The 16,417-nt window shown below is 63.0% G+C and carries 21 protein-coding genes and 1 pseudogene; 20 read left to right on the forward strand and 2 right to left on the reverse strand.

Going from position 1 to position 16,417, the window contains the following annotated elements:
- Positions 1-4 precede the first annotated feature (4 nt).
- The 16 genes and pseudogenes from P5W98_RS34870 to P5W98_RS34945 all read left to right on the forward strand — a co-directional run bounded on the left by P5W98_RS34870 (position 5) and on the right by P5W98_RS34945 (position 11,829).
- Positions 5-1,171 (forward strand): 4Fe-4S dicluster domain-containing protein, encoded by a 1,167-nt coding sequence (locus P5W98_RS34870; RefSeq protein WP_421029065.1) that lies wholly within the window; start codon positions 5-7, stop codon positions 1,169-1,171.
- The gene (locus P5W98_RS34875) at positions 1,158-1,616 is read left to right on the forward strand and encodes a cyclic nucleotide-binding domain-containing protein (RefSeq protein ID WP_421029066.1); all 459 of its coding nucleotides are present in this window, start codon (positions 1,158-1,160) and stop codon (positions 1,614-1,616) included. Before P5W98_RS34870 ends, P5W98_RS34875 begins: the two co-directional genes overlap by 14 nt.
- Positions 1,597-2,457, forward strand: coding sequence for an FAD/NAD(P)-binding protein (locus tag P5W98_RS34880; RefSeq protein WP_421029067.1), 861 nt, complete (start codon positions 1,597-1,599; stop codon positions 2,455-2,457). The genes P5W98_RS34875 and P5W98_RS34880 overlap by 20 nt, the downstream gene beginning before the upstream one ends.
- Position 2,458: 1 nt before the next feature.
- A complete protein-coding gene (locus P5W98_RS34885) occupies positions 2,459-3,235 on the forward strand; it encodes an oxidoreductase (protein WP_421029068.1) in 777 nt (258 codons plus the stop codon).
- A complete protein-coding gene (locus P5W98_RS34890; protein ID WP_421029069.1) occupies positions 3,225-4,520 on the forward strand; it encodes a Ni/Fe hydrogenase subunit alpha in 1,296 nt (431 codons plus the stop codon). Before P5W98_RS34885 ends, P5W98_RS34890 begins: the two co-directional genes overlap by 11 nt.
- Positions 4,517-5,044, forward strand: a complete 528-nt coding sequence (locus tag P5W98_RS34895) for a hydrogenase maturation protease (protein WP_421029070.1) — start codon at positions 4,517-4,519, stop codon at positions 5,042-5,044. Before P5W98_RS34890 ends, P5W98_RS34895 begins: the two co-directional genes overlap by 4 nt.
- Positions 5,037-5,324 (forward strand): hydrogenase maturation nickel metallochaperone HypA, encoded by a 288-nt coding sequence (locus P5W98_RS34900; RefSeq protein WP_421029071.1) that lies wholly within the window; start codon positions 5,037-5,039, stop codon positions 5,322-5,324. Before P5W98_RS34895 ends, P5W98_RS34900 begins: the two co-directional genes overlap by 8 nt.
- Positions 5,321-7,651: a carbamoyltransferase HypF gene (gene hypF / locus P5W98_RS34905; protein WP_421029072.1), complete on the forward strand. Its 2,331-nt coding sequence runs from the start codon at positions 5,321-5,323 to the stop codon at positions 7,649-7,651. The genes P5W98_RS34900 and hypF overlap by 4 nt, the downstream gene beginning before the upstream one ends.
- Positions 7,651-7,893, forward strand: a complete 243-nt coding sequence (locus P5W98_RS34910) for a HypC/HybG/HupF family hydrogenase formation chaperone (RefSeq protein WP_421029073.1) — start codon at positions 7,651-7,653, stop codon at positions 7,891-7,893. Before hypF ends, P5W98_RS34910 begins: the two co-directional genes overlap by 1 nt.
- Positions 7,890-9,035 carry a hydrogenase formation protein HypD gene (gene hypD, locus P5W98_RS34915; protein WP_421029074.1) on the forward strand — a complete coding sequence of 382 codons (1,146 nt, stop codon included), beginning with the start codon at positions 7,890-7,892 and terminating at the stop codon, positions 9,033-9,035. Before P5W98_RS34910 ends, hypD begins: the two co-directional genes overlap by 4 nt.
- The gene (gene hypE, locus P5W98_RS34920) at positions 9,032-10,087 is read left to right on the forward strand and encodes a hydrogenase expression/formation protein HypE (protein ID WP_421029075.1); all 1,056 of its coding nucleotides are present in this window, start codon (positions 9,032-9,034) and stop codon (positions 10,085-10,087) included. The genes hypD and hypE overlap by 4 nt, the downstream gene beginning before the upstream one ends.
- Before the next feature lie 237 nt (positions 10,088-10,324).
- Positions 10,325-10,420 (forward strand): annotated as a pseudogene (locus P5W98_RS34925) (CBS domain-containing protein); the annotation flags it as partial.
- On the forward strand, positions 10,403-10,744 hold the full coding sequence (locus tag P5W98_RS34930; protein ID WP_421029113.1) for a CBS domain-containing protein: 342 nt from the start codon (positions 10,403-10,405) through the stop codon (positions 10,742-10,744). The pseudogene P5W98_RS34925 and the gene P5W98_RS34930, both read left to right, overlap by 18 nt.
- 15 nt (positions 10,745-10,759) lie before the next feature.
- The gene (locus tag P5W98_RS34935) at positions 10,760-10,957 is read left to right on the forward strand and encodes a BON domain-containing protein (protein ID WP_421029114.1); all 198 of its coding nucleotides are present in this window, start codon (positions 10,760-10,762) and stop codon (positions 10,955-10,957) included.
- 115 nt (positions 10,958-11,072) lie between these two features.
- Positions 11,073-11,255, forward strand: coding sequence for a hypothetical protein (locus tag P5W98_RS34940; RefSeq protein WP_434716293.1), 183 nt, complete (start codon positions 11,073-11,075; stop codon positions 11,253-11,255).
- Positions 11,256-11,583: 328 nt separating this feature from the next.
- Positions 11,584-11,829, forward strand: coding sequence for a F0F1 ATP synthase subunit C (locus P5W98_RS34945; protein ID WP_421029076.1), 246 nt, complete (start codon positions 11,584-11,586; stop codon positions 11,827-11,829).
- A gap of 354 nt (positions 11,830-12,183) precedes the next feature.
- Here the strand turns inward: P5W98_RS34945 and P5W98_RS34950 are convergent, their stop codons facing one another.
- Together P5W98_RS34950 and P5W98_RS34955 are read right to left on the reverse strand one after the other, a co-directional pair.
- Positions 12,184-12,873: a CBS domain-containing protein gene (locus tag P5W98_RS34950; RefSeq protein WP_421029077.1), complete on the reverse strand. Its 690-nt coding sequence runs from the start codon at positions 12,871-12,873 to the stop codon at positions 12,184-12,186.
- A 162-nt stretch (positions 12,874-13,035) separates the two neighbouring features.
- A complete protein-coding gene (locus P5W98_RS34955; protein WP_421029115.1) occupies positions 13,036-13,230 on the reverse strand; it encodes a PEP-utilizing enzyme in 195 nt (64 codons plus the stop codon).
- Positions 13,231-13,412: 182 nt separating this feature from the next.
- Between P5W98_RS34955 and tnpA the strand changes: the two genes are divergently transcribed.
- Genes tnpA through P5W98_RS34975 form a run of 4 tightly spaced genes read left to right on the forward strand, consistent with a single transcriptional unit; the run spans position 13,413 to position 16,382 of the window.
- Entirely contained in the window at positions 13,413-13,847 is a 435-nt protein-coding gene (tnpA, locus tag P5W98_RS34960) for an IS66 family insertion sequence element accessory protein TnpA (protein WP_421023126.1), read from the forward strand.
- A complete protein-coding gene (tnpB, locus tag P5W98_RS34965) occupies positions 13,844-14,194 on the forward strand; it encodes an IS66 family insertion sequence element accessory protein TnpB (protein WP_421023125.1) in 351 nt (116 codons plus the stop codon). The genes tnpA and tnpB overlap by 4 nt, the downstream gene beginning before the upstream one ends.
- A gap of 51 nt (positions 14,195-14,245) precedes the next feature.
- Entirely contained in the window at positions 14,246-15,967 is a 1,722-nt protein-coding gene (tnpC, locus tag P5W98_RS34970) for an IS66 family transposase (RefSeq protein WP_421023124.1), read from the forward strand.
- Between the two features lie 28 nt (positions 15,968-15,995).
- Positions 15,996-16,382 (forward strand): hypothetical protein, encoded by a 387-nt coding sequence (locus P5W98_RS34975; protein WP_421023123.1) that lies wholly within the window; start codon positions 15,996-15,998, stop codon positions 16,380-16,382.
- Positions 16,383-16,417: the final 35 nt, after the last annotated feature.

Consider the following 16,417-nt stretch of genomic DNA (forward strand, 5'->3'; position numbering starts at 1 on the left):
AGACATGATCAAGCATTCGCCAACCCGGGAGCTGTCGGTGATCGGCGCCCGCGAGGGGATCCAGACGCTGGTCGACGCACTCGCCGCGCAGGGCTATCGTGTGCTGGGGCCGACAGTGAAAGACGGTGCGATCGTCTACGACGATGTGGCCAGCGTCGACGATTTTCCCGCAGGTTGGACGGACCGGCAGGACGCGGGGCGCTACCAGCTCGAACGACGCGGGGATGCGGCGCTCTTCGGTTTTGCTGTCGGCCCGCACTCATGGAAGCGCTTTCTGCATCCACCCGTCGAGCGCCTCTTTACCGCGCATGAGGGCGATGACGGCCTGACCTTCGCGCCCGTAGCAGAAACGCCCCGGAAACTCGCGTTTATCGGCGTACGAGCCTGCGAACTACACGCGATCCAGGTACAGGATCGCGTCTTCAGCAGTGGACCCTGCGTTGATCGAGGTTATGCGTCGCGCCGGCAGGATACGTTCATCGTCGCGGTCAATTGCGGACAGGCGGGCGGAACGTGTTTCTGCGTGTCCATGCAAACGGGACCGGCTGTCGAATCCGGATTTGATCTCGCGCTGACCGAGTTGCCTCAGGATTGCGGGGGTGACCTTGTCGTCGAAGCCGGCAGCCTGGCGGGCGCGGCGCTCCTCGAGCGCATTCCCCATCGGCCGGCAACAGACGCGCAGGTGGCAGCGGCACGGGCGGTGGTGGCGCGCACGGCAGGCCAGATGGGCCGCTCGATGCAAACGGAGGGAATCAGGAATCTCCTTCAGGATAACCCGCACCATCCGCGTTGGGCTGAAGTCGCCGACAGGTGCCTGAGTTGCGGCAATTGCACGATGGTCTGTCCGACCTGTTTTTGCACGACGGTGGAGGACCATTCTGATCTCTCAGGAGAAACCGCCGGGCGCATCCGCATCTGGGATTCGTGCTTCACCCTCGATTTTTCGTATATCCACGGGGGCAGCGTGCGCCAGACGAGGCAGTCGCGCTATCGCCAGTGGCTGACGCACAAGCTCGCCAGCTGGATCGATCAGTTTGGCACCTCCGGCTGTGTCGGTTGCGGACGGTGCATTACGTGGTGCCCGGTGGGGATCGATATTACGGCAGAAGTCGCGGCATTGCGGGCGGCGCCGGATACCGCCCGTCATGGAGAGGACCATGGAGGGGCTTGAGCGCATCCTGGCCGGGCACCCGTTTTTTGCTGGCTTCGAGGCCGGGCATCTGCGGCTCGTTCAGGGCTGCGCGCGAAACTGCCGGTTCGACGAGGGGCAGTACCTTTTCCACGAGGGCGAGCCCGCTGAGGAGTTCTTTCTGATCCGCCATGGACGCGTCGCGCTGGAGATCGTCGAACCCGGGCGAAAGCCGGTCGTGTTCGAGACGCTGGGCGAGGGCGAGATCGTCGGCGCATCGTGGCTCGTTCCGCCGTATCGATGGTTGTTCGACGTACGGGCGATGGAGCTGACGCGGGCGATCGGCATCGATGCCGCCTGCCTGCGTGGCAAATGCGAAAGCGATCACCATCTTGGCTACGAAATGATGAAGCGCTTTTTGCCGATCCTCACGCAGCGCCTTCACGCTACCCGCCTGCAGATTCTCGATGTCTATGGAAAACGCTGAGGCCGTCGAAGTGGGGCCCGACAATCCCTTTGTACCCCGCAGCTATCGCGTGATGCGCAGGCGACGGGAACTCGCGGATACCGTCACTCTGGATCTCGTGCCTTTATCGGGTGTGCGCCCTGCCTTCGCGCCCGGGCAGTTCAACATGCTTTACGCTTTCGGGATCGGCGAGGCGGCGATCAGCGTGAGCGGCAATCCGGCCGCGCACGACACGTTCGTCCACACCGTTCGCGACGTCGGGGCGGTCAGCGGCGCGCTCGCGAGGATGACGGAAGGCGCGGTCATCGGCTTGCGCGGGCCATTCGGCAAGGGCTGGCCGATGGAGGCCGCAACCGGGACGGACATCGTCATTGTGGCGGGCGGGCTCGGTCTTGCACCGCTGCGCCCCGCCATCCACGACATTCTTGCCAATCGGGAACGCTACGGCCGGGTCGCCATCCTGTTCGGCTGCCGCCACCCCAGGGAGATTCTCTATCGCGCCCAGCTGGAGCGATGGCGTCGGCAGCTCGACATCGAGGTCGACGTCACCGTTGATCACGCGGATGCCGGCTGGCGTGGCCACGTTGGCGTCGTGCCTTCACTGGTCGCCCGCACGACATTCGACAGCAGTGCGGCGACGGCACTCATCTGCGGACCGGAAGTGATGATGCGCTTCTGCATCAGCGCGCTGCGCGAGAAAGGGTTCCCGGCCGGGCGGATCTATCTGTCGATGGAGCGCAACATGAAGTGTGCGATCGGCCTGTGCGGTCACTGCCAGTTCGGCCCGGCCTTCATTTGCAGGGATGGGCCGGTGATGCGCTACGACGCCATCGCGAATTTTCTCACTGTACGCGAGATATGACATGGGAGACCTGCGGCGGCCACGGCTCGCTGTCTGGAAGTTCGCCTCCTGCGATGGGTGCCAGCTTTCGTTACTCGACTGTGAGGACGAACTGCTTGCACTCGCCGGAGCGATCGAGATCGCGAACTTTCCCGAAGCATCGAGTGTGATGGGCGGTGGCCCCTACGATCTGTCGCTCGTGGAAGGTTCGATCACGACCGCCCACGATGCGAGGCGCATCCGTCAGATCCGCCGGCAATCGCGGCACCTGGTCACGATTGGCGCGTGCGCGACGGCAGGCGGCATTCAGGCGTTGCGCAATTTTGCCGACGTGAAGGAATGGGTTGCCGCAGTCTATGCCTCGCCGCAATACATCAGGACGCTTGCGACGTCCACGCCTGTTTCCGCTCACGTTCCGGTCGATTATGAATTGCAGGGCTGTCCGGTCAACAAGGTCCAGCTGCTCGAGGTGATTTCCGCGTTTCTCATTGGCCGCAAGCCAGCGATTGCGGCACACAGCGTGTGCGTCGAATGCAAGCGACGCGGCACCGTATGCGTCATGGTGCAGGGCACGCCTTGCCTCGGACCGGTGACGCATGCCGGCTGCGGCGCGATCTGCCCGTCGTTCCGGCGCGGCTGCTACGGTTGCTACGGCCCGATGGAGACACCCAACACGGCTGCGCTCGCGCGTGAATGGCAGGCCCTGGGCGCCAGTCCAGGCGAGATACACAGGGCTTTCCGGACATTTAACGCCGCAGCAGAGCCGTTCCGGAAGGAGAGTGAGATCCATGGCGACTAGAACGAGGACGATTAGCGTCGACTACCTTGCTCGTGTCGAAGGAGAAGGGGCGCTCGAGCTGCGCATTCGAAACGGCCGGGTGAGTTCGGCCCGGCTCAATATCTTCGAACCGCCGCGTCTGTTCGAAGCCATGTTGCGAGGGCGCGGCTATGCGGAGGTTCCCGACATCGTGGCGCGTATTTGCGGTATTTGTCCGGTCGCCTATCAGATGAGCGCCGTTCACGCGATTGAAAACGCCTTCGGCGTGCGAGTCGACGGACAGCTTCGAGCGCTGAGGCGGCTACTCTATTGCGGCGAATGGATCGAGAGCCATGCGCTGCACGTCGTCATGCTGCACGCGCCGGATTTTTTGGGGTTTCCGGATGCCGTCTCAATGGCCGTCGAACACGGCGATGCGGTCCGGCGCGGACTTGCGATCAAGAAAGCCGGCAACGAGGTGATGCGCACGCTCGGCGGCCGTGAAATTCACCCGGTCAACGTCAAGGTGGGGGGCTTCTACCGCCTGCCTGAACGGGCAGAGCTCGCACCGCTTGCTGCCAGCCTCGAGCGCGCACGCGATATGGCAGTCGGACTCGTGCGGTGGGTCGCCACCTTCCCGTTTCCCGAGTTCGAGCGCGACTACGAGTTTGTCGCGTTACGCCAAGCCGAAGAGTACCCTTTCAACGAGGGGCGCCTCGTTTCGAGTCGCGGTATCGACATCGAGACTTGCGCCTACGAATCCGAGTTCGAGGAGCGTCACGTTCGTCATTCGACTGCGCTGCATGCGTTCGTCAGACGGCGCGGTGCGTATCTCGTCGGTCCGCTGGCGCGCTATGCGCTTAACTTCGAGCGTCTGCCGGCGCATGTGCGCGCGCTTGCCGGTGAGGTCGGCCTGGGCCCGGTCTGTCACAACCCGTTTCGCAGCATTGTCGTGCGCGCGCTGGAGATCGTCTTTGCGTGCGATGAGGCGCTCAGGCTGATTGCGGCCTATGAGCCGCCGGAGCTGACAGCAATGCCTGTCGAGCCCCGTGCGGCAGTCGGCTATGGCTGTACGGAGGCGCCGCGCGGCATATGCTGGCATCGGTATGACATTGCCGCGGACGGCGCCATCCGGAGCGCGCGGATCGTGCCGCCGACATCGCAAAATCAGGCGAGCATGGAGACCGACCTTGCAGCGATTGCAGCACCGCTTGTCGATGAGCCTGATGACGTGATCCGGGATCGTTGCGAGCGCAGCGTGAGGAATTACGACCCGTGCATTTCCTGCTCCGCACATTTTCTCAAGTTGACGGTGGATCGACCATGACAAAGGCGACCGGAGAACAAGCTTTTCAACCTGGAGCGCGCTGTGTTCGCGTAATCGGGATCGGCAATCCGGATCGCGGTGACGACGGCATTGGCTGTCTCGTCGCGCACCGGCTCGCCAGTCGCCTGCCGGCCGATGTCTCGGTACTGACCCGCAGCGGCGACATGATGGATCTTGGCGACGACATGGAGGCTGTCGACGCGCTGATCTGCATCGATGCTGCCGTGCCCGCTGGATCGCCGGGGCGCGTCAGGCGGGTCGATCTGGCAACCGGCCAACTCGATCGGACCATGTCGTTCGCGTCCAGCCATGCACTCGGACTGGCGGAGGTGATTGCGCTTGCCGAGGCGCTCGGCACCGCCCCGCGGGACATCGTCGTCTATGCAATCGAGGGCGCTTCGTTCGACGCTGGCGCACCGATGACACCCGAAGTCATGGCCGCCGCTGACGAGGTTGTCGGGCAGGTCGTCGCGGAAGCGAACAGGCTTCGGCGAAACGTGCGGGAGGGGACTGACAATGCATGAAACAGGAATCGTACGCGATCTCATCAGCCGCATCGTGCGCGCGGCCCATGAGGCCGGTGCAAGCAGGGTCAGTGGCGTGCATGTGTGGATTGGCGCGCTCACGACCTTCTCGCCGGAGCATTTCCGTGACCACTTCGAGGAGGAGGCCCGCGGTACCGCTGCAGAAGGGGCAGCATTGCACATCGAGCCTTCGGACGACACGCGCCACACGCAGGCGCAGCATGTGATTCTCGAGCGGCTCGAACTCGACGTGCCTGAGAGCAAGGACGATGCGGGATGAACTCGCACCTGCTTGCGCTGCCGGCGCGGGAACCGCGCGAACGGCTGCATATCGAGGCGAGCGGCGCCGTGCAGGGCGTCGGGTTCCGCCCGTTTGTGCACCGGCTCGCAGTCAGTGAAGGACTCGCCGGCTTCGTATGCAACACGGGGCAAGGCGTGACGCTCGAAGTCGAAGGGCCGCTTGATGCACTGAAGCGATTCGTTGCAAGGCTCGAGAGCGAAACGACGCCGCCTGCTTTTGTGCAGGAGCGGCGTATACGTCAAGTCGAGCTGAAAGGCGAGCAAGGGTTCGAGATCGCGCCAAGCATACGCAGTGAGGGAAGTCTTGCCGTGGTGCTGGCAGACCTCGCGGTCTGTGCGCAATGCCTCGAAGAGGTGAGCGACCCGTCTAACCGGCGCTACCGTTACCCATTCACGACATGCGTACGGTGCGGGCCGCGCTTTTCCATCATCGAAGACATCCCTTACGATCGCGTGCGCACGACGATGCGGCGCTTTGCGATGTGCGCCGCCTGCCAGGCCGAGTACGACGACCCTGGCTCCCGACGTTTTCATTCTGAAACCAATGCGTGCCCGGTTTGCGGGCCCCGGTTGATGCTATGGGATGCAGCGGGACGGGAACAGGCGACGGGGCGCCACGCGTTGAAGGAGGCGGCGGATGCGCTACGCAGGGGTTCGATTGTCGCCATGAAGGGCCTTGGCGGCTTCCAGCTTCTCGTCGACGCACGAAATGACCTTGCGGTGCGGCGTTTGCGGGAGCGCAAACACCGTCCTTCCAAGCCCTTCGCGATCATGGTGCCTGGCTATGACACTGCGCGGGCACTCGCGGATATCTGTCCTGCGGAACAGCACCTGCTGGGCTCTCCGGCGGCGCCGATCGTGCTCCTGCGCTCGCGGGCGCAATCAGACCAGATCGCATCGAGCGTCGCACCGGCAAACCCATGGCTCGGCATCATGCTGCCCTATACGCCACTGCATCATCTGTTAATGCACGATCTCGGTTTTCCCATCGTGGCGACCAGCGGCAACCGGGGAGGTGAACCGATCGTTGCGGACGAGCATGAAGCGCTCGACAGGCTCGCCGGGCTGGCCGACCTCTTTCTGGTGCATGACCGGCCAATTGCGTGCCCGGTAGACGATTCCGTTGTCCGTGTGATCGCAGGGGAGCCCGTGGTCCTGCGGCATGCCCGGGGCTATGCTCCGCTTGCGCTGACATTGAAGCCAGGCCACGCGCGTAATACTGAGACCTGCCTGGCGCCAGGTGGGCACGGAAAGAGCGCGATTGCGGTGGCGTCGGGACCGCAACTCGTGTTGGGACCGTATATCGGCGACCTGGACAGCAGCGTGGCGCGCACCGCGTTTGCACGCTTGGTCTGCACGATGACAGCGCTCTACGGCGTGGTGCCGCAGAGCTTCGCATGCGACGCGCATCCCGACTATTACAGCACACAGTATGTGCAGCGTAGCGCCGCATGTGTAAAGCGCGTGCCGCACCACGTCGCTCATGTTCTGGCAGGGATGGTTGACAACGATCTCGATGGGCTGTTGCTCGGGGTCGCCTGGGACGGCAGTGGATACGGCGGCGACGGTACCGTCTGGGGCGGGGAGTTTCTTGCGCTTGGGCGCGACCGCTATCGTCGCGTGGCGCAATTGCAGCCATTTCGCCTGCCTGGAGGCGAGGCTGCGGCACGGGCGCCATACCGTGCGGCCCTTGGCGCGCTGCATGTGATCCATGGCGATTCCGCATTGACGATGACGGGGTTGCGCCCGGTCGGGGTGTTGACGGCGCGCGAACGGCAGCTCTTTTCGGCGATGCTCGCGGGCGGCATCCATTCACCCTGGACATCGAGCGCCGGACGGTTGTTCGATGCCGCTGCGGCCATCCTAGGCGTATGCCAGCGAGCAAGCTTCGAAGGTGAAGCCGCCATGGCATTGGAAGGCGCCGCAGAGCGTTCGCTTGAGGTGTGCGAGCTTGCCGGCCCGGTGCTGCGCGAGGAGGGCGGCAGGCTGATCGCAGACTGGCGGCCAACGCTTGCCGCGCTCGCGCTTGCAAGCCAGGAGAATGTTCCGGTGGCGGCGCTCGCTGCCGCGTTTCACAGCGCGCTCGCGGACCTCATCGTCGTTGTGGCACGGCAGATCGGTCTTCGCCGCGTGCTGCTGACAGGCGGCTGTTTCCAGAATGCGCGGTTGACGGGGTGCGCCGTTGCACGGCTGCGCGCGGCGGGTTTCGAAGTCCGGTGTCATCATCGCGTCCCGCCAAATGACGGCGGCCTTGCCGTTGGACAGGCGGCATTCGCGGCCCGGCCATTGATCGAGGAGACAAGCTGATGTGCCTCGCCGTTCCAGGAGAAATACTGAGCATCGACGGAGACGATCTCCTCACACGGCAGGGGCGTATCGCCTTCGGCGGTATTGTCAAACACGCGAATCTTGCCTTTGTCCCGGAGGCAAAGCCCGGCGACTACGTACTCGTGCACGCGGGCCTTGCGATCGCCGTGATCGACGAAGACGAGGCGCTGAAGACACTTGCATGCTTCGCTTCTATGGATACGGCAGGAGATGCAACATGAAGCATCTCGACGAATGGCGCGACGCCGTTGAGGCCCATCGCATTGCTGATGCCATCGCCAGGATCACAACGCGCTCCTGGACCATTATGGAGATTTGCGGTGGCCAGACGCATTCGATCGTGCGTTATGGCATTGACCACATGCTTCCCCATGGCGTTACGCTGCTGCACGGCCCGGGCTGTCCGGTCTGCGTGACGCCTGCGGGGATGATCGATGCTGCCATTGGGATAGCGGGTCGCCCGGAGGTGACCTTCTGCTCGTTCGGCGACATGCTCCGGGTGCCGGGCGAGGACGGCAGTCTCCTGACTGCCCGGGCACGCGGTGCCGACGTCCGGATCGTTTACTCGCCGCTCGACGCGTTGGCGATCGCCCGCAGCGAGCCGGAGCGCGCGGTCGTGTTCTTCGCAATCGGCTTCGAGACTACGGCGCCTGCGACCGCCATGGCGGTGCTACAGGCGGAGCGTGAGCAGATACGGAACTTCTTCCTGCTCGTGTCCCATGTGCTCGTGCCACCGGCAATCGAAGCCATTCTGGGCGATCCGGCGAGTGTCGTGCAGGGATTCCTGGCAGCGGGGCATGTATGCACGGTGATGGGCTACCGCGAGTACGAGCCGATTGCGCGCCGGTATCGCGCTCCTGTAGTCGTGACGGGTTTCGAGCCGATTGACCTGCTGCAGGGCCTGTATCTGTGCATCCGGCAGCTCGAGGCCGGCAAGGCAGAGGTGGAAAACCAGTACTGCCGTGCCGTGCGGCGCGACGGCAATGTGCTGGCACGGGAAGCCATCGAGAAAGTGTTCGCGGTGCAGGCGCAGCACTGGCGCGGCATGGGCGAGATCGCGCGAAGCGGGCTCGGACTAGCACCCGCCTATCGCTGCTTCGATGCGTTCGATCGTTTCGTGCAGCGGACGATGCCGGTCGAGCGCAGCGGGGAGTGCATTGCGCCCGAACTGTTGCGTGGCCGCAAGAAGCCTGCCGATTGCCCCGCGTTCGGCACGCGCTGCACACCGGAGCATCCGCTCGGCGCAACCATGGTGTCCTCAGAAGGTGTTTGTGCGGCCTACTACCGCTATCGCCGTGCAGAGACAATGGAAGGTCGCGAAACAGATCACGGCGCAAGCCACGACACGGAGAGATCGATATGAGCGGGCCATCCTTTGCGTCGCTGGCCTGTCCCGCGCCCGCCATCGCGAGCGGCATCATCGAACTGGCGCATGGAGGCGGGGGACGACTCACACACCGTCTGATCGACGACATCTTTCGGCCTGCATTTGCTGTGTCGCCCGACGATTTTACGCATGATGGTGCCGTGCTCGGCCTGGAAGCCGATGGACAGCAGTTTGCGTTCACGACCGATTCCTACGTGGTGCGGCCGTTGTTCTTCCCGGGCGGAGACATTGGCACCCTGGCGATCAACGGCACCGTCAATGATCTGGCGATGTGTGGTGCCGAGCCGAAGTATCTGAGCGTGGGCCTCGTGATCGAGGAAGGCTTGAGCATCGACCTGCTTTGCAGCGTTGTCCAATCAATGCGAACGGCTGCCGTTGCCGCGGGTGTGCGAATCGTAACGGGGGATACGAAGGTTGTCGAGCGGGGTAAGGGCGATGGCCTCTACGTGAACACCTCCGGCGTAGGGCTGATTCGCGCTCGCTCACCGGTTGCGCCGCAACGGGTGCAGCCGGGTGACGCCGTGATCCTGAGCGGCGACATCGGGCGGCATGGTGTCGCCATTCTGGCGGTTCGCGAGGGGTTGGGGTTCGAGATGGAAATTACGAGCGATTGCGCGCCGCTTGCCGCCGCCGTGCTCGCGTTGATCAACGCCGGGATCGAAATCCACTGCCTGCGTGACCTGACCCGCGGAGGACTCGCCACCGGACTGATCGAGATCGCGGATACCGCACATGTCGCCATCGAACTTGACGAGTCTGTGATTCCGGTCTCGGATTCGGTACGCGGCGCGTGCGAAATACTGGGCCTCGATCCGCTCTATGTGGCTAACGAAGGCCGGTTTGTTGCGCTCGTGCCGCCTGAGTACGCAGCGCTCGCGCTCGAACACCTCCAGCGGTTTGACCAGCAGGCAACCATCATCGGCCACGTCGAAGCCGGTGAGGGCAATCCGGGTGTGCGCCTGCGCACGATTGGCGCGGTGCGAGCGCTGGACATGCTCAGCGGTGAGCAGTTGCCCCGCATCTGCTGATTGGGAGCGAACCATTTTCTTAGGATTCACACACTGCCGCTGCCGCAGCTCGCGGCTGGACGTCGTGCAGTTGATCATGACGAGATTTGCGACGGCGTGGAGCATGCACCAATGCGCGCGTCGATCCACTCCATAACCCACGCGCCCACGTTGACGTATGTCAACCCCCCCAGGTTCCCCGGCGCTTACGCTAAGGGTGGATTAACTGTCGACGTGAGACGGTGAGACACGACGCACGAGGAGGCGGCAACATTGCTGATGGAGCATGGGATCAGCGGCGCACCCGTGATTGATTCAAACGGTGAGTTGGTGGGGATGATCAGTGAGGGCGACTTTCTGCACCGACAGGAACTTGGAACGCAAAAACGGCGCCGTTCATGGTGGCTTGAACTGTTCGTTTCGAACTGCGACATAAGTGACTATGTGAAAGCGCACACCCACTTGTTCAGGGACGTGATGAGCACAGAGTTGTTCACGGTCGGGGAGTCGACGCCGCTTGACCAGGTCGCTGACATGCTCGAGAAACATCACGTCAAGCGTATGCCGGTCATGCGCGACAACAGGGTGGTCGGGGTTCTGAGCCGGGCAGATCTGGTGCGGGCGCTCGCGACTTCGCCTTCAGAGACGCCGCTCGCCCAGACGCACAGCGACCGGTAGATTCGGGCCCGGATGATGGATGAATTGTCGGGACAACATCTGTCATTCCCGGGACGCAACATCATTGTGCGCAATGGCGTGGTTCACCTCTGGGGCTATTACGTGTGGTCGCCGGAGCAGGTACGGGCAGCGCGCGTAGCGGCAGAAAGCATCCCGGGGGTCAAGTCGGTAGAGAAGACCACACTGGTGGGACGCCGCCGCTCGAGGAGATGAAACGGGGATTGTGGTAGCCGGTATTGGCCTTGAGGCAGTGCGAACTGCCTCGTGGCCGGCGGACGTGCGTTTTTGCCGGGTGCGTTCCCTTACCACAGCGCGCTCCAGACAATTCATGCGCGCCGTAGCCGCCGGCAGCAGTTCGAGGCAAACTCTCATCATGGGAATGCGGAGCGGTTTGGGCCATCCCCCCGATATCTGTGTCGGAATGGTGAAGTTGGACCGCGTGCTCGATTTCTTCCACGCGCCGATGCGGAAGGTCGATCATCATCAGCAGTTCGCCCTTTCGGATCGCTAACACTGGAAACCGCGTTGACGCATCGGCACATCATGAGCAACGCCGTGAGTTGGACGAGCTGTTTAGCAGGACTCAGGCTCCCTGACATGTTCATAGCCCATCTGCCATTGCGTGGGGTGTTCCGCGTGGCGGCCGCACCGCGAGGCGACTGCGATGAGGCGCCATATGCGAAGGGGGAACTTTCCCCCGCATGGGCGGTGCCAGGTGGCTCCATTGAGTGCCTGGCAACCGGTGTCAATTCATTTGCGCGCGCCGCTTGCCATGGCGTTCGTCGGCGCCGCGGCGGATCGCGTGCAGGCGAGCCCAGCCATCATGAACAAGGACAACCATGAGCCTCCGCGAAATCGTCAGCATTGCCGCCGCCGTGCTCGCCGTGTCGTTTGGCGCCATCGGACCGGCGCTCGCCGAAGGCCGCGCCGTCGCCGCCGCGATGGACGCCATCGCGTGCCAGCCGGACTCCGCGGGCACCATTTCGCGCACACTGTTCGTCGGCCTCGCGATGATCGAAACCATGGCGATTTACTGCCTCGTGATCGCGCTCCTGCTGCTGTTCGCCAATCCGTTCGTCAAGTAAGGCAACGCCTTGCCATGCATATCGACTGGTCGACGCTGCGCCCCGCGGCCCTTCAATGCGCTTATGCTGGTGTGGCTCCTCGCGCGCTTCCTGCTCTGGCCCATGGCGGACATCGTTGCGTCGAGACAGAAAGCGACGCTGGCGCAGCTTGTGGATGCCGAGGCGAACTACCGCGCAGCGCGGGCTGGGCGGGCCGCCGCGCTCGACGAAAAAGCGCGGCTTGCCGCTTCGCGCGAGGCAACAGTGCAGGCCGCACAGGCGGACACGGAAGCACACAAGGCTACGCAACTCGCGGCGGCACAGACTGAAGCTGTGCACCTGCGCTCGCATGCCAATGCCCCTCGGAAACGTCCTTTAGTAAAGTGGCGCGGACGCATAGTCCAAGTGACATTGCACCTCCTTGACGCCTGAGACGTTCTCAGCAGCGACGCGGATGGCGTTTCGTTCGTCTTCACTCCTAATCACACCCCACAGGTGTGCAACGCCATTGGTGACAATGACGTTTTGCGGCTGTAGTGCCCAGCGGCTCCTGCTCAATTCATTCAGGATCGCGCGGCGTATTTCCGAATCACTCTGGGTGACGCTGTGGCGCAAATCGGGCCCAATGCTCGCCAGTACCCGAATGAGGTTCGCACGACTGACCAGCCCCGTCACTTTGCCATCCCGCAGCACAGGGACACGCTTGATTCGGTGCCGGTTCATCAACTCGGCGATCTCGGCGAGCGGTGTTTCCTCCTTCGCGGTGACGACGTCGGTGGTCATCACCTCGCTTAAGAGCCGCGAGTGTTCCTTCACGTATTCGCTGGCCAGCTCTCGCGTCGAGGCAAAGAATTCCGACAACCGTCCGCGCCGCTTCATTTCCGTGCCGATTTCAGTGCGATGCAGCAGATCCCCCTCAGTAACTATGCCTACCAGTTTGCCGTCTGTGTCAACGACGGGCATGCCACTGATGTGATGATCGGCCAGCATTTTCGCTGCTTCCTGAACTGTGATGTCGGGCCGCGCCAGTACCACTGCCGTAGCCATTACATCGATTGCACGCATCGCTGTCTCCTCTCTTACAAAGGTCATGGCGTGGAATGAATCGTTGTCATCCATCGATCATGAGGAGCGGTGGTATCGCGCCATGAGAACCAATTCATTTTTTATGATAGGTCCGGCCGATATAAGTAGCTTGACAGAAATCAGATTGAGTGCCGACTTGGGTCATGTCTTCCCGCAGACGACTGCATGGAAGGTGCGTCCGCCGCGACTGGTCACGATCGCTGCCGCAGTCTTCATCAGTGTTTCGCAATCAGGTAGCGTGGCGTCGGCCACCTGCACCTCGCCGGGCCGGAAGGCTGCCAGCTTGTGCTTGTGCCGGATGATGTGCGCCAGCCCAACGGCGATCTTCTCGCCCAGCTTTCAGCACCGTCCCGAATCGTTCGGGCGGAAGCTCTCGAAGGCCGGTGGCGCGCGCCGGGATGCGATGGGCTCTGTCGTACCTTGACGATGTTGAGAAGTATCCGCCCGAGAATCCCCATTATTGAGTGTGTGGCGCGGAAGGCGGACGATTCTCCCATTGCAACGACGGGAGAACATTCATGCAGGAAACGGAGAGGTTGTCTGGGGATGCAGCGGCGCACGCACTGCCCCGCAGAGAACGGCCCAATCGGAGTACACGTCCATGGCAGGAGCTCGTGGACGAGTATCGGGCGAGCGGCTTGTCGATCCTGGCGTATTGCAAACGCAGCGGGATTTCCCGTTCCTCGATGTCGAGGTATCTGGTGCGTGCGCGCGAAGCTGAGCGAAGCGGCGACACGCACGCCGCAAGTGCGACGGGCGCGATAGCGCAGGCCATGACAGGTTTTGTGCGCGTTGGGATCGTCGATGGCGGCGTTAACGCCACCGCCAACGGCAGCGCATGCGACGTACCGGAGTTGATTCTGGGCAACGGGATTCGGCTGCGACTTCCGGTGTATTCGATCGAGCCTTTGCTTCAGGCGATGATCGATCGTATTGGCGGGGGAACGCGATGATGATGCTCTCGACGGCAGTCAAGGTTTACATCGCGGCCGAGCCGATCGACATGCGCAAGTCAATCGATTCACTTTCGATGCTGGTGCGCCCGATGTTCGATCAGGACGCACTCAGTGGACACGTGTTCGTCTTCTATGGTCGGCGCAGGGACAAGATCAAGGTATTGGTTTACGACCGCACAGGTTTTTGGCTGATGTACAAGCGTTTCGAGAGCGGATCGCTCGCTGATCCCGCAGCGATCGCGCGGCGCGGAATCTCGCTTGCAGAACTGACGACATGGCTTGAAGGAATCGATGTCGGTGTGCGCCGGCGCGTGCATGCGGTGAACGCAACGGTGGTCGCATGAATCGTGAAGATATGCTCATGAGCGGGTCAATCGCGGCGATAATGCTGACCTATGCAACCGCTCAACGTCCCTGCCGCGAAACAACCCTTGCCGATGGCATTGGGGGCATGGAACCTGCCGGAGTTGCTCGGCGAGATTGCCGTGCGCGATGCGACGATCGAGCAGCAGCAGCGCGAGATCGAACGGCTGCGCGAACGAGTCGAGGGGCAAAGCGAGTTGCTGGCGAAGACGCAGCAGGTGCTGCTCGAGCTGCGGGCCAAACTGGCCAACGCGCGGCAGGAGATGTTCGGGGCGAGCCGCGAGCGCATGAGCGAGTGGCAACTGGATATCTTCGATCAGGAGCACGAAGCGCCACTGCCGCCACAGGAGCCGGATCTGTCGATTCCCGTGGAGGGGCACCGGCGCAAGCGCCGCAGCAAGGGCCGTCCGGCGCTGCCAGACGATCTTCCGCGCGAGCGCGTCGTGCATGCGATGCCGGAACAGGAACTGGCGCAGTACGACCAGGCGACGGTGATCGGCGAGACGCTCACGCGCACGCTCAAGTACACCCCGGCCCGGATTTCGGTCGTCGAGCATGCGTGCCTGCGCTATGCGCTGGTCAAGGACGGGGTCTCGACGGTGCGCGGCGTGACGTTCCAGGCGTCGCCGCTGATGAAGAGCAATGCAAGCCCGGAGCTGCTTGCGCGCATCATCGTGGCGCACTTCGACTCGGGCATGCCGTTTTACCGGCTGGAGGAAGAGTTCGCGATGCACGGGTTGCGGATTTCGCGCAACACGATGAGCGACTGGACGATCCGGCTCTCGAAGCTGATGCTGTGCCTGTACGAGGCGTTCAGGCGGCAATTGCTCAGCGCGCGGGTGATTTTCGGCGACGACACACCCTTTCCACAGTTGTGCAAACAACTGGAGCGCACCCGCACGGTGCGGCTGTGGGGCTATGCGAGTGCGGGAGCGGTGTTGCGCGATGCCCAGTGGGTGCCGGTTCCCAGGGTGGTGTACTACGACTACACGGCGAGCCGCGCTGGCTGTCATCCCATGGCGCTGCTGCGAAACTACCAGGGCTACCTGCAGGCCGACGATTACTCGGGCTGGGCGGCACTGTTCCGCGGTGGCAAGATCCAGCACGTAGCCTGTCATGCGCATGCACGCAGGATGTACTACAAGATTTACCGGCAGCTTCGCAAGGAGTCGCCCCAGACAGCCCGCGAGAGCGTGGCCGCGCAGGCGCTGGCGTGGATCCGCAAGCTCTACGACATCGAGCGCAAGCTGCGCGATGCCGATCCGTCAGAGCGAAGACGGGTGCGGCTGGAGGAATCGGTTCCGCTCTTGCGCGATTACCAGCTTTGGCTGCAGGCCCGGGCGGGCGAAGTCTTGCCCAAATCGGCTCTGGGCCGGGCAATCGCCTATACGCTGTCGAACTGGGAAGCGCTCACGCGCTACGTCGACGATGGCAACCTGGCGATGGACTCGAACCTCATCGAGCGCGCCATCCGCAGGGTCGCAATTTCTCGAAAGAACCATCTCTTTTTCGGCTCCGAGTCCGGGGGCAAGGCCGCAGCGGTGTTCTACAGCGTGCTGGCGACCTGCCGGGCGAACGATGTGAACCCGTACGACTATTTGGTCGACGTGCTCGGGCGGATTAACGACCACCCGGTTAACCGGATCGAGGAATTGGCCCCGTACAACTGGAAGCCCTCTGGAGCGGCCGGATCAACATCGAGCGTGGCCTCGACATCGTCCTTGCCGGTTGCGTGCCCGGCGACCCGCCACTGAACTGCGCGCGCATCAACGGAACGAAACGATGAACAAGACAAACGCGGGCAAGGCCGAGCGCAAGATCTCCGAGACGATTCTGGACTTCGGTGAACCGCTTCTGTCCGAGGCCATTACAGAAGACACGCCGATCGCCGTGGTGCGCGAGATATACAAATTGGTGGTGCTTGTCTGGAACGCGCATGTTGCAGCCACCCCTCGCTGGGGAGATCCTGGTCATCTGCAGATGCTGCAGCAGATCGCGGCCTCGCCGCAGATGCCATCGCAAGCGCGTGCCTGGATCGGCAAGCTCTCACACCGATGGCAGGAGAAGTTCTCCGACGCCAAATACTGTGTTGGAGAATGGCATGTCAAGATCAAGGATGACGACACCCTGAGCTTTTTCTGCGACGCCCGGGAAGCGCCGCGGCGGTAATCCGTCTTCGCGCGCACTGTTCTCCTAACAGTGTG

The sequence above is a fragment of the Paraburkholderia sp. A1BS-2L genome, assembly GCF_051125205.1.
Classification (GTDB): Bacteria; Pseudomonadota; Gammaproteobacteria; order Burkholderiales; family Burkholderiaceae; genus Paraburkholderia.